We start from the raw sequence: 12,208 nt of genomic DNA, 5'->3' as shown, positions 1-12,208 counted from the left end.
GGGGACGACCACCTCCGGCGGCACCTCGCGCCCGCCCGCGTAGCAGTCGCGCAGGACCGCGGCGAGGGCCTCCGCGCGGTCGCCGCCCTCGCCCTCGAGCGGGTCGCGCAGCGAGAACGCCTCCGTGCCGATGAGACGCCCGGCCCGCACGTGCAGGAGGGACACGCCGACTCGGTCGCCGAGGCGCACGACCCCCGCGACGTCGAAGTCCCCGCCCTCGGGGTCATGCACCCGCTGGCGTTCGAGCGTCGCCTCGATGGCCGCGACGCGGTCGCGCAGCTCGGCCGCCTCCTCGTAGCGCAGCTCCTCGGCCGCCTGCGCCATGTGCCGGCGCAGCCCGGCCGCCAGCTCCGCGCCGCGCCCCTGGAGAAACAGCGTGACGCCGCGCACCAGCTCCCCGTAGCGCGCCGCGTCGACCTTCCCCGCGCACGGCGCGAGGCAGCGCCCCATCTGGTGGTTCAGGCAGGGCCGTCCCGGGCGCAGCGTGCGGCAGAGCCGCAACGGGAACAGCCGGCGCAGCAGCCGCACCGTGGCGTGCATCGCCGACGCCGGGATGTACGGGCCGAAATACCGCGCCCCGTCCTGCGCGGGCCGCCGCACGACCGTCAGCGCCGGGAACGGCTCCTGTGCCGAGAGCCGCAGGAACGGGTAGGTCTTGTCGTCGCGCAGGCTGATGTTGAAGCGCGGCCGGTGGCGCTTGATGAGCGTGTCCTCGAGGATGAGCGCCTCGAGCTCGGTGTCGGTCTCGAACCACTCCACGGCGGCCGCCTGGCGCACGAGCAGCTCCGTCTTCGGGCCCTGGCGCTCCGGGGCGAGGTACGATCGCAGCCGGGCCCGCAGCGAGACCGCCTTGCCGACGTACAGCACCTCGTCGCCGGCCCCCCGCATGAGGTACACGCCGGGGACGTCGGGCGCGGCGCGCAGCCGCGGGGCGATCGCGAACTCAGGAACGCTGCCGGCCACGCCGTCCCCCGCCCTTCGCCGGCTTCCCCGACGCCGCCGCGCCGGCGGCCTGCCCGCGCACGTGGCCCTCGCCGACGCCGAGGGCCAGCTCCATCTCCCGCAGGCCGCGGATGCGGTCGCGCAGCGCCGCGGCGCGCTCGAAGTCCAGCCGGGCGGCCGCCTCCCGCATCTCCCGCTCCAGCTCGCGCGCCGCGCGGTCGACCTCGCCCAGGCTGCGGTACGCCGTCTCCGCCTCGCCGGCGACGGGCACCGTGAGGTAGTCCCGGTCGTACACCGCGGCCAGCGCGTCGCTGACGCCCTTGCGGATCCCCTCGGGGCGGATCCCCTCGCGCCGGTTGTACTCCTCCTGGATCGCGCGCCGCCGCGCGCACTCGGCCAGCGCCGCGCGGATCGAGCGCGTGAGCGTGTCGGCGTAGAGGATGACCTTCCCGTCGATGTTCCGCGCGGCGCGCCCCGCCGTCTGGATGAGGGAGGTCTCGGAGCGCAGGAACCCCTCCTTGTCCGCGTCGAGGATCGCGACGAGCGAGACCTCGGGCAGGTCGAGCCCCTCGCGCAGCAGGTTGATGCCGATGAGCGCGTCGAAGACGCCGAGGCGCAGGTCGCGCAGCAGCCGCAGCCGCTCGAGCGTCTCGACGTCGGCGTGCAGGTAGCGCACGCGCAGCCCGCGCTCGGCGTAGTGCTCGGTGAGGTCCTCGGCCATGCGCTTGGTCAGCGCCGTGACCAGGACGCGCTCGCCGCGCGCCGCGCGCGCCCGGATCTCCCCGAGCAGGTCCTCGACCTGCCCCGCCACGGGGCGCACCTCGACCGCCGGCTCCATGAGGCCCGTGGGCCGCACGATCTGCTCGGCGACCCGGCCGCCGGCCCGCCCCAGCTCGTACGCCGCGGGCGTCGCGGAGACGTAGATGCCCTGGCAGACCCGCGCCTCGAACTCCTCGAAGGTCAGCGGCCGGTTGTCGAACGCCGACGGCAGGCGAAAGCCGTGCTCGACCAGGCTCGCCTTGCGCGAGCGGTCCCCGTGTGCCATCGCCCGCAGCTGCGGCAACGTGACGTGGCTCTCGTCGACGACGAGCAGGAAGTCCTTCGGGAAGTAGTCGAGGAGCGTCGGCGGGGCCTCGCCCGGCGCGCGGTTGGTGAAGTGGCGCGAGTAGTTCTCGATCCCCGAGCAGAAGCCGAGCTCGCGGATCATCTCCAGGTCGAAGCGGGTGCGCTGCTCCAGCCGCTGCGCCTCGAGGAGCTTGTTCTCCCGCCGGAACCACGCCAGCCGCTCCGCCAGCTCGGCCTCGATCGCCGCCAGCGAGCGGTCCACCTCCTCCGCGGGGACGACGTAGTGGCTCCCCGGCCAGATCGTCACGGCGTCGAGGCCCCCGCTCGCCTGCCCGGTGAGCGGGTCGATGCGCGCGATGCGCTCGATCGCGTCGCCGAAGAACTCGACGCGCACGGCCGCGTCGCCCTCGTACGCGGGGAAGATGTCGACGACGTCCCCCCGGACGCGGAAGGTCCCCCGGTGAAAGTCCAGGTCGTTGCGCTGGTACTGGATGTCGACCAGCTCGCGCAGCAGGCGGCGCAGACCGTGCTCCTCGCCGACCGCGAGCGGCACGCGCAGCCTGGCGTAGTACTCGGGCGCGCCGAGGCCGTAGATGCAGGAGACGCTGGCCACGATGAGCACGTCGCGCCGCTCGAGCAGCGAGCGCGTGGCGCTGTGGCGCAGCTTGTCGATGTCCTCGTTGATCGCCGAGTCCTTCTCGATGTAGGTGTCGGTCGTGGGGATGTACGCCTCGGGCTGGTAGTAGTCGTAGTAGGAGACGAAGTACTCGACGGCGTTCTCGGGAAAGAACGCGCGGAACTCGCTGTAGAGCTGCGCGGCCAGGGTCTTGTTGTGCGAGACCACCAGCGTCGGGCGCTGGAGCCGCTCGACGACGTTCGCGACCGTGAACGTCTTCCCCGAGCCGGTGACGCCGAGGAGCACCTGCGCGTCGTCACCGCGCCCGACCCCGGCGGCGAGCTGCTCGATGCACCGCCCCTGGTCGCCCCGCGGGACGAACGGCGCGGCGAGGCGGAAACGCGGCACCGCGGGGCTACTTGCCGCGGACGCGGGCGCGGAACTCCTCGTACGGGATGTCCCACGTCACGCCGGCCGTCCGCTCGACGCGGAGCGTCCTGCCGGGGACGAGGTGGCTCGGGCGCGTGACGGCCTTGCCGTTGAGCTTCCAGACCCTTCGCCACTGCCGCGGGTCCCGGTAGTAGTACCCGGCGATCAGGTGCAGGTTGTCGCCCGCAGCCACGGTGTGCTCGGCCGACTCCGCGGCGGCCTTCCCCGGCGGCTCGCCCGCGACGGAACGGCCCGACGGAACCACCAGTGCGAGCGACCCGGCAAGGGCCGTCGCCAGAACGCACTTCCAAGGAAGCATCATGAACACCCCCTTCCGTGAATATCTTTGACCTCCACGCGAGGAAAAGTCAATGTGACGGGCGGCACACCGCGGTGCGACCGCCGGCGTGCCGGTGTCGCCCGCAGGGTCGCGTGCGACCCGCGGTACTGCGGCCCGGGGCGAATTGACATTCCCCGCCTGGCGCGTACCATCCCCGCGATGCACGAGACCCCGATCCGCCACATCGCCGTGATCGCCCGCGGCGTCGCCGGCGACCCGCGGGACGCGGCCGCGGCCGTGGCGGGGGCGCTCCGTCACGCCGCCGCCATTGCCGACGAGGCGTTCGCCGCCGCGCCCGGCCTGCGCGCGTTCTCGTTCTTCGCCCCGGACGTCGATCGCCTGCTGGACGATCCCGACGGCGCCGCGGAGGCCCGGCACGGCTGCGTCGAGGGAACGGGGGCGCTCGAGGCGGCGGCGGCGCGCCTTGGCGCCTCGCTGCGCACCTGCGGCCGGGTGGATGGGCTGCCGCCCGAGGTCATGCGCCACGCCGCCCCCGCGCATCCCGCCCCTGCGGAGCGGACGCTGCTCCTGTTCCTGCGCTACGGGGGACGCGAGGAGATTGCGCGGGCCGCCTCGCGGCTCCTGGTCGCGCGCCCGGGTTCGTCCCTCGGCGACGACGACCTGGACGCCTGGCTGGACACGGCGGGCGTGCCGGACCCGGACCTCGTCGTCCTCGCCGGCGGGGCGTTCGAGGCCCCGGACGCGTTCGTCTGGCAGGGCTCCTACGCGGAGCTCTGGCACACGGAGACGCCCTGGGCCGCATTCACCGTGGGGGAGTTGCAGGTGGCGCTTTCGGACTTCGGAGCGCGCCAGCGCCGCTTCGGGAAGTGAGCGGGCGCCGGGAAGGCCAGGACGCCTCCCCGGCGCGCGCGTGACGGAAACGGCTACCGGCGGCGGGCCGGCTTCTTCGCCGCCGCCTTCTTCACGGCCTTCTTCGGACCGGCCTTCCTGACCGGGGCCTTCTTCTTCGCCGCCGCCTTCGCCGTCGGCTTCGGGGGCGCCGCCGTGCGGGCCGCGACCGCCTTCGCCCCGGCCTTCGTCGTCCCCGTCTTCTTCGCCGGCGCGGCCTTCTTCGCCGCCGCCTTGGCGCCGCGGGGGTTCGCGACCTGGGCCTGGGCCGCGGCGAGACGCGCGATCGGCACCCGGAACGGGCTGCAGGAGACGTAGTTCAGGCCGATCTCGTGGCAGAACGCGATCGACGGCGGGTCGCCGCCGTGCTCGCCGCAGATGCCGATCTTCAGCCCGGGCCGCGCGCCGCGGCCGAGCTGCACGCCGATGCGCATGAGCTTGCCGATGCCGGCGGTGTCGAGCGAGATGAACGGGTCCTCGGCGTAGATCTTCTTCTCCACGTACGACGGCAGGAAGCTGCCGGCGTCGTCGCGCGAGAAACCGCCGCCCATCTGCGTCAGGTCGTTCGTGCCGAACGAGAAGAACTCCGCCTCGGCGGCGATCTCGTCGGCGGTCACGGCGGCGCGCGGCACCTCGATCATGGTCCCGACCGTGAACGGGAGGCGCTTGACGCCCGCCCGCTGGCGCACCTCCTCGGCGGCCTTCATGATCACGTCCTTCTGGTTGGTCAGCTCGCGCACGTTGCCCACGAGCGGGACCATGATCTCGGGCCGCGCGTCCACGCCCTCGGCGATCAGCTCGGCCGTCGCCTCGAGGATCGCCAGCGCCTGCATGCGCGTGATCTCCGGGTAGGTCACCCCGAGGCGGCAGCCGCGGTGCCCGAGCATCGGGTTGAGCTCCTTGAGCTGGGCGATGCGCGCCTCGACCTTCGCCACGTCCTTGCCCATGCCCCGCGCCAGCTCCTGCACCAGGTGCGGCTCGTGCGGCACGAACTCGTGCAGCGGCGGGTCGAGCAGCCGGATCGTCACCGGCAGCCCGGCCATCGCCCGCAGGATCCCCTTGAAGTCCTCCTTCTGGAAGGGCAGGAGCTTGAAGACCGCGGTCTCGCGCTCCGCGGGCGTCTCCGCGAGGATCATCTCGCGCATGGCGCGGATGCGCTCCTCGCCGAAGAACATGTGCTCGGTGCGGCAGAGCCCGATGCCGGCCGCGCCGAAGCGGCGCGCCTGCGCGGCGTCGGCGGGCGTGTCCGCGTTCGTGCGCACGCCGAGCGTCCGGATCCCGTCGCACCAGCGCAGGAACTCCTGGAGCTGCTCGTTCTTCTCCGGGTCGGGCGTGATCAGCGGCAGCGTGCCGGCGTAGACGACGCCCTTGGTGCCGTTGAGGGTGATCGTGTCGCCCTCGTGCAGCACCTGCTCGCCGACCGTGATCGTGCCCGCCGCGAGATTGATGCTCACCGCGCCGGCGCCGACGACGCAGCACTTGCCCCAGCCGCGCGCGACCAGCGCCGCGTGCGAGGTCATCCCGCCCTTGGCGGTGAGGATGGCCTCCGCGGCGTGCATCCCGTGGACGTCCTCCGGCGAGGTCTCGTGGCGCACGAGGATCACCTTGCGCCCCTCCTTCGCCCAGGCGGCCGCCTTGTCGGCGGTGAGCACGATCTGCCCGACCGCGCCGCCGGGGCCGGCGGGCAGCCCCTTCGTCAGGACCTTGAACTCCTTCTCGCGCGCCGGGTCGACCATCGGGTGGTAGAGCTCGTCGAGCTGCGAGGGCTTGACGCGTCCGACCGCGGTCGCGCGGTCGATGAGGCGCTCCTGGCACATCTCGACCGCCATGCGCAGCGCCGCCGGCCCGTTGCGCTTGCCGTCGCGCGTCTGGAGCATGTAGAGCCGGCCGTTCTGGATCGTGAACTCCAGGTCCTGCATGTTGCGGTAGTGCCGCTCGAGCTTCGCGCGGATGCGCACGAGCTCCTCGTAGAGCTTCGGCATCGTGCGCTCGAGGGTCGGCAGGTGGCGGTTCTGGTCGTTCGTCGCGTGCTCGTTGATCGCGTAGGGGGTGCGGATGCCGGCGACCACGTCCTCGCCCTGCGCGTTGACGAGCCACTCGCCGAAGAAGCCGTTCTCCCCCGTGCCCGGGTCGCGCGTGAAGGCGACGCCCGTGGCGCAGTCGTCGCCCATGTTGCCGAAGACCATCGCCTGGACGTTGACCGCCGTGCCCCAGGACTCCGGGATCCCCTCGATCTTCCGGTAGGAGATCGCGCGCTTGCCGTTCCAGGACTGGAAGACCGCGCCGATGCCCCCCCAGAGCTGCGCCGGGGCGGTGTCCGGGAATTCCGCGCCCAGGACCTCGCGCACCTTGGCCTTGAATGCCTCGCACAGCGCCTCGAGCTCCGCCGCGGTGATGTCGGTGTCGCTCTTGTAGCCCCGCCGCAGCTTGAGCTCGTCCATGAGGTGCTCGAGCTGCTTGCGCACGCCCCTGTCGTCGGCCGGCTCGATGCCGGCAGCCTTCTCCATGACGACGTCGGCGTACATCATGATCAGCCGGCGGTAGGCGTCGTAGACGAAGCGCGGGTTCTTCGTCTTCGCGATCATCCCCGGGATCGTCGCGGACGTCAGACCGACGTTGAGCACGGTCTCCATCATGCCGGGCATCGAGGAGCGGGCGCCGGAGCGCACCGAGACGAGCAGCGGGTTCTCCGGGTCGCCGAAGCGGCAGCCGACGATCTGCTCGACCCGCGCCAGCGCGGCGCCGACCTGCGCCCCGAGCGCCTCGGGGAAGCGCTTGCCGTTGGCGTAGTAGTGTGTGCAGACCTCCGTGGTGACGGTGAAGCCCGGGGGCACGGGCAGCCCGAGTGCGGCCATCTCGGCGAGGTTCGCCCCCTTGCCGCCGAGCAGGTTCTTCATGCCGGCGTTGCCGTCCGCCTTGCCGCCACCGAAGAAGTAGACGAGTTTCGCCGCGCCGCCCTTCGTCACCGGTGCCTTCCGTGCCTGCATCGATTCAGCTCCTTTGCGCCCCAGGGACACCCCTCCAGCCGGGAGGGAATCCCCCCCCCGAACCCCCGGCTCGCCGGCGCTCCCGATCGGTCCAGTCGCACCACGGCGGCCGCCTGTTGATCCGGACTTCGGGCTGCCATGCTAGTCGCGCGGCAACCGCAATGTCAAGGATTTCCGGAGGAAATCTCCGTCGCGACGCCGGTCGGGCGGCGCCGGCCGCCTTACCGCAGGGGCCGGCGGGGCGCGACGGGCGTCCCCCGCGGAAACGCGTCGCGCAGGGCGCCGCGCCAGACCTCGCACTCCGCCTCGCTGCCGGCGAGCACCTGCACCTCGCCGTCGCCCGGCGGCAGCGCGGCGGCGAACAGGTCGCCGACGCGCGCCACCAGCCCCCCAAGCGCCGCGCGCGTGTCCCGCACCGGCAACTCCATGACCACCGAGGAGACCTTCAGGTCCGCGGCTACGGTCGCCGCCCGGGCGGCGTGCGCCTCGCCGGCGGCGGCGTCCATCGACCGCCCCGCCCCGCAGCCGAGCAGCAGCAGCCGCGGCGCCGGCAGGCGGCCCTGGACCGCGATGAGCGTCGTCTCGCCCGCGGTCCCGCGCAGCCTTCCCTCGAGGATCAGCCGCGAGAGGAAGCCGCAGAGGTGCCAGTCCGCCCGCCCCGCCAGGCCGTGCGGCGGCCGGTCGTCCTCCCACAGCGGGGCGACCAGCAGGTCCGCCTCGAGGCGGGTCACGTCGTGGAAGAGCGCGCCGATCTTCATGCCGCGCGCACCGCGAGGATCTTCAGGATGCGCCGCCCGTCCGTGTCGGCAACCCTCAGCACCCACCCGCCGATGCGCGCCTCGTCGCCGGCGCGCGGCAGGCGCCCGAGCAGCTCGCTGACGAGCCCGCCCACGGTCTCCGACTCGTGGCGGGCCAGCTCCTCCTCCGCGAGGCCGAGGTGCTCGCCAAGCGCCGCGAGGCTCGCGCGCGAGTCCAGCAGCCAGCCGCCCTCGACCTCCCGGACGGCGGGCGCCTGCCCGGCCTCGAACTCGTCGGCGATCTCGCCGATGATCTCCTCGACGAGGTCCTCGAGCGTCACGAGCCCGGCGGTGCCGCCGAACTCGTCGATCACGATCGCCAGGTGGGTGCGCCGCTTCTTGAACTCGCGCAGCAGCGCGCTGATGCGCTGGTTCTCCGGGACGAAGATCACCGGCCGCAGCAGGCCTGCGAGCGGCGCCTCGGCCTGCCCCGCCTGCCAGACCCGCAGCAGGTCCTTGGCGTGGAGGATGCCCACGATGTGGTCGACGCTCTCCTGGTACACCGGCCAGCGGGAGTGACCGCGGCGCACCACGGCGGCGAGGACCTCGGGCAGCGGCGTCTCGATCTCGAAGGCGCCCATGTCGATGCGCGGCACCATCACCTCGCGCACGAGCGTGTCGCCGAACTCGATGACGCTCTTGAGCAGCTCCTCGTCGCTCTGGTCCATGACCCCCGCGGCGCGCCCCTCCGTGATGACCGAGTCCAGCTCCTCCTCGATCATCTCGTCGCGCGGCACGTTGCCGCGGCGGCTCACCAGCCGCTCGAGCGCCCGCTTGAGCGCCCCGAGCAGGCGCACGAGCGGCAGCACGAGCAGCCGCGTCATGCGGCCGACGAAGGAGTCGGGGAGCCGCTCGTCCGCCACGATCACCGCCGCCACGCCCGCCGCAGCGCCGTCTCGCGCCGGCGCATGCGCCGCGCCGCCGCGGCGTCCCCCTCGTGCTCGTAGCCGAGCAGGTGCAGCAGCCCGTGCGTCACGAGCCGGTCGATCTCGGCCGCGAAGCAGCACTGCGCCTCGCGCGCCTGCCGCAGCGCGGTGGGCACGCTGACCACGACGTCGCCGAGCACCTCCGGGTGCAGCCCGCCCGCGCCCTCGCGCTGCGGGAACGAGAGCACGTCGGTGGCCGCGTCCTTCCCGCGCCAGCGGCGGTTGAGCGCGCGGATGGCGGCGTCGCCGACGAGGATCACCGCGACCTGCGCGCCGGGAGTGCAGCGCTCGCGCCCGAGCACGAACTCCGCCACCGCCGCGATCCGCACGCGGCTCAGCCGCGCCGTGCGCTGGCGGTTGACGACGGTGACCTCCGGTGGTGCCCCCCGCGCGCGCGCCATCAGCCGCCCTCCCCCGTCCCCGCCGCGCCGGGCTCGCGCCGCGCGTGCCGCTCGTAGGCGAGGATGATCTTCTGCACCAGTTCGTGGCGCACCACGTCGCGCTCGGAGAAGCGCACGATCCCGACCCCCGGGACGTCGTGGAGCACCTGCGCCGCCTCGATCAGCCCCGAGGCGCGCCCCGACGGCAGGTCGATCTGCGTGACGTCGCCGGTGATCACCGCCTTGGCGTCGAAGCCGAGGCGCGTGAGGAACATCTTCATCTGCTCGGTGGTCGAGTTCTGCGCCTCGTCGAGGATGATGAACGAGTCGTTGAGGGTCCGCCCGCGCATGTACGCCAGCGGGGCGACCTCGATCGTGCCCCGCTCGACGAGCCTGGCGACGCGGTCCGGGTCGACCATGTGGTAGAGCGCGTCGTAGAGCGGCCGCAGGTAGGGGTGGATCTTGTCGTAGAGGTCCCCGGGGAGGAAGCCGAGACGCTCGCCCGCCTCGACCGCCGGCCGCGTGAGGATGATGCGCGAGACCCGCTTCTGCGCCAGCAGCGCGACGCCCATGGCCATGGCGAGGAAGGTCTTGCCGGTGCCGGCGGGCCCGATCCCGAGCACGAGGTCGTTCTCGCGGATGGCGCGCACGTAGCGCTGCTGGGTCGCGCTCTTGGGCGTGATCGGCCGCTTGTTCGGCGCGACGAGGACGACCTCCTGGAAGATCGCGGCCAGATCGCTGCCCTCGCGGAAGAAGGCGCGGCCGGCGTGCCGCACGTCCGAGGGCTGCAGGTCCAGGCCGCCCGCGCGCAACCGCGCCAGCTCGCGCAGGAAGGCGCGGGCGCGCTCGACCAGCGCCGCCGGCCCTTCGAGGAGGACCTTGTTGCCGCGGGTGGCCAGGTGCACGCCGCTGGCCTCCTCGACCGCGCGCAGGGCGTTGCCGCCCCCGCCCGCGAGCCAGGCGAGATCGCTCTCGCCCTCGAGGATCTCCTCGCCCTTCGTCGTCTTGCCCGTCACGGCTTCTTCCTGCCCCGGTTCGTGGATCGGCTGACCGCAGCGGTGGAGAGCGCCATTTTGCGTCCTGGCAAGGCAGCCGCGCAGCCCGCGCGGAGGCGGGCTGGTGCCCGCCGCACAAGCGAGGCGAGCGGCAACGCGGCCAGGGCGGAAAAGGGCCTCTCCAACGCCGCGGTCTACACCACCAACTTGTTCAAAGGGTATTCGACGATGCCGCTGGCGCCGGCCTTCTTGAGCCCCGGCAGGATGTGCCGCACGACCCGCTCGTCGATGATGACCTCGATGGCGATCCACCCCGCATCGGCCAGCTGCGAGACGGTCGGCGTGTGCATCGCCGGGAGGATCTTCGTGACCTTCGCCAGCGCCGCCCGCGGCAGGTTCATCTTCAGCCCGACCTTGTCCTCGGCCGCCAGCGCCGCCTGCAGCAGCAGGTTGACCGTCTCGATCTTCTCGCGCTTCCAGGCGTTCTTCCAGGCCTCGGGGTTGGCGATGAGCTTCGTCCGCGAGATGAGCACGTCCTCGACGATCCGCAGGTTGTTCGCGCGCAGCGAGCTGCCGGTCTCGGTCAGCTCGACGATCGCGTCGGCGAGAACCGGCGGCTTGGCCTCGGTCGAGCCCCAGGAGAACTCCAGGTCGACCTTCACGCCCTTCTTGCGGAAGAACTGCCGCGAGACGTTCACCAGCTCGGTCGCCACCCGCTTGCCCGCGAGGTCCTCGGCCCGGCGGACCTTCGAGTCCTCCGGGACCGCGAGCACCCAGCGCACCGCCCCGAGCCCGCCCTTGGCGTAGTTGAGCTCCGCGACCTCGTGCACCTTCGAGCCGGTCTCGCGGATCCAGTCGAGGCCCGTGAGGCCGACGTCGAGGACGCCCTTGGCCACGTAGGGCCCCATCTCCTGCGCGCGCAGCAGCAGCGCCTCGATCTCGGGGTCGTCGAACTTCGGGTAGAGGGAGCGGCTCGAGCCGAGGGTGACGGAGAACCCCGCCCGGCGGAAGAGCTTGAACGTCGACTCCTGCAGGCTGCCCTTGGGGAGCCCGATCTTGAGCTTCATGTCCCGTGGTCTCCTTGATGTGGTTCCGGGGGGGCGGCCACCGCGGCCGTCACTTCTTGTCCCGCTTGAGCGTGAAAAGCCGGCGCGCGGCCGAGCGCAGCGCCTCCGGCACGTTGCGGTTCTTCGTCACCTGCTCCAGGTCCTTGAGGGTCAGCCACTTGAGGAAGTCGAGCGTCACGCCGACCGGCGCCTTCGGGTTGTTCGCCAGCGCCCGGACGATCGGGTACTTGCGGACCCACTCCTTGTTGTTCGCGATGCCGCGCAGCACGTCCTCGGGGACGTTCGTGCTCTTGGCCCAGGCCTCGATGTCCGAGTCGCCAACGCGCGGGTTCTCGAGCACCTTGAGGCAGAGCATCTTGTTGTTCTCGCGGATGAGGATGTTCCGCACCTCGCGGTTGCCCTTCACCGCGAGCGCCACCTTCTGCCCGATGGTCATCTTCTTGAGCAGCGCGTAGATCGAGAGCTGCCGCGCGCTGAGCGCCTCGTCGCCCCCGAGCATGTGCTGCCGCGCCTCGGCATCGAGGTCCTCGCGGTCCTCGGTCAGGACCTCGTCGAAGGCGTGGTCGGCCTCCTCCGCCGCGTCCGCCACCGGCACCGACACCACGGACACCCCGCCCGAGTGGCGCTGCGAGCGCTCCTGCCAGAGGCGGACCGTCTCGACCGGCGTGGCCGGGTTCGCCAGCAGGGCCGCGACGATCTCGGGCGAGCGCTCGAGCCGCTCGCGGTTGCCGCCGATCGCGGCGAGCACCGACGGGAACGGCAGCGCACCGAGGCGCGCGACCGTCTCGTCGGCCGCGCCGGGGTTGCGCGCGATG

The 12,208-nt window shown here is 72.7% G+C and carries 11 protein-coding genes; 1 reads left to right on the top strand and 10 read right to left on the bottom strand.

Features of this window, described 5'->3' with window-relative positions; all coding sequences use genetic code 11:
• From VI078_05055 to VI078_05045, 3 genes are all read right to left on the bottom strand, one after another.
• Positions 1-963 (bottom strand): GIY-YIG nuclease family protein (locus VI078_05055; GenBank protein ID HEY5998656.1); only part of this gene is annotated, 963 nt, incomplete at its 3' end.
• Positions 944-3,031 (bottom strand): excinuclease ABC subunit UvrB, encoded by a 2,088-nt coding sequence (gene uvrB, locus VI078_05050; GenBank protein ID HEY5998655.1) that lies wholly within the window; start codon positions 3,029-3,031, stop codon positions 944-946. The genes VI078_05055 and uvrB, both read right to left, overlap by 20 nt.
• A gap of 7 nt (positions 3,032-3,038) precedes the next feature.
• A complete protein-coding gene (locus tag VI078_05045; protein ID HEY5998654.1) occupies positions 3,039-3,374 on the bottom strand; it encodes a hypothetical protein in 336 nt (111 codons plus the stop codon).
• A 177-nt stretch (positions 3,375-3,551) separates the two neighbouring features.
• Between VI078_05045 and VI078_05040 the strand changes: the two genes are divergently transcribed.
• Positions 3,552-4,223, top strand: coding sequence for an undecaprenyl diphosphate synthase family protein (locus VI078_05040; protein ID HEY5998653.1), 672 nt, complete (start codon positions 3,552-3,554; stop codon positions 4,221-4,223).
• A 53-nt stretch (positions 4,224-4,276) separates the two neighbouring features.
• Here the strand turns inward: VI078_05040 and ppdK are convergent, their stop codons facing one another.
• The 7 genes from ppdK to VI078_05005 all read right to left on the bottom strand — a co-directional run.
• Entirely contained in the window at positions 4,277-7,228 is a 2,952-nt protein-coding gene (gene ppdK, locus VI078_05035; GenBank protein ID HEY5998652.1) for a pyruvate, phosphate dikinase, read from the bottom strand.
• Positions 7,229-7,449: 221 nt separating this feature from the next.
• Entirely contained in the window at positions 7,450-7,986 is a 537-nt protein-coding gene (locus VI078_05030; GenBank protein ID HEY5998651.1) for a M17 family peptidase N-terminal domain-containing protein, read from the bottom strand.
• The gene (locus VI078_05025) at positions 7,983-8,903 is read right to left on the bottom strand and encodes a hemolysin family protein (protein ID HEY5998650.1); all 921 of its coding nucleotides are present in this window, start codon (positions 8,901-8,903) and stop codon (positions 7,983-7,985) included. Before VI078_05025 ends, VI078_05030 begins: the two co-directional genes overlap by 4 nt.
• Positions 8,891-9,352 (bottom strand): rRNA maturation RNase YbeY, encoded by a 462-nt coding sequence (gene ybeY, locus VI078_05020; protein HEY5998649.1) that lies wholly within the window; start codon positions 9,350-9,352, stop codon positions 8,891-8,893. The genes VI078_05025 and ybeY overlap by 13 nt, the downstream gene beginning before the upstream one ends.
• The gene (locus VI078_05015; protein HEY5998648.1) at positions 9,352-10,347 is read right to left on the bottom strand and encodes a PhoH family protein; all 996 of its coding nucleotides are present in this window, start codon (positions 10,345-10,347) and stop codon (positions 9,352-9,354) included. The genes ybeY and VI078_05015 overlap by 1 nt, the downstream gene beginning before the upstream one ends.
• 173 nt (positions 10,348-10,520) lie before the next feature.
• Positions 10,521-11,393 (bottom strand): ATP phosphoribosyltransferase, encoded by an 873-nt coding sequence (gene hisG / locus VI078_05010; protein ID HEY5998647.1) that lies wholly within the window; start codon positions 11,391-11,393, stop codon positions 10,521-10,523.
• Positions 11,394-11,442: 49 nt separating this feature from the next.
• Positions 11,443-12,208 (bottom strand): hypothetical protein (locus VI078_05005; GenBank protein ID HEY5998646.1); only part of this gene is annotated, 766 nt, incomplete at its 5' end.

It is taken from the genome of bacterium (genome assembly GCA_036524115.1).
Lineage (GTDB): Bacteria > JAUVQV01 > JAUVQV01 > JAUVQV01 > DATDCY01 > DATDCY01.
The sequence above is the reverse complement of the archived record's forward strand: the minus strand, read 5'-3'. Positions and strand labels throughout refer to the sequence as shown.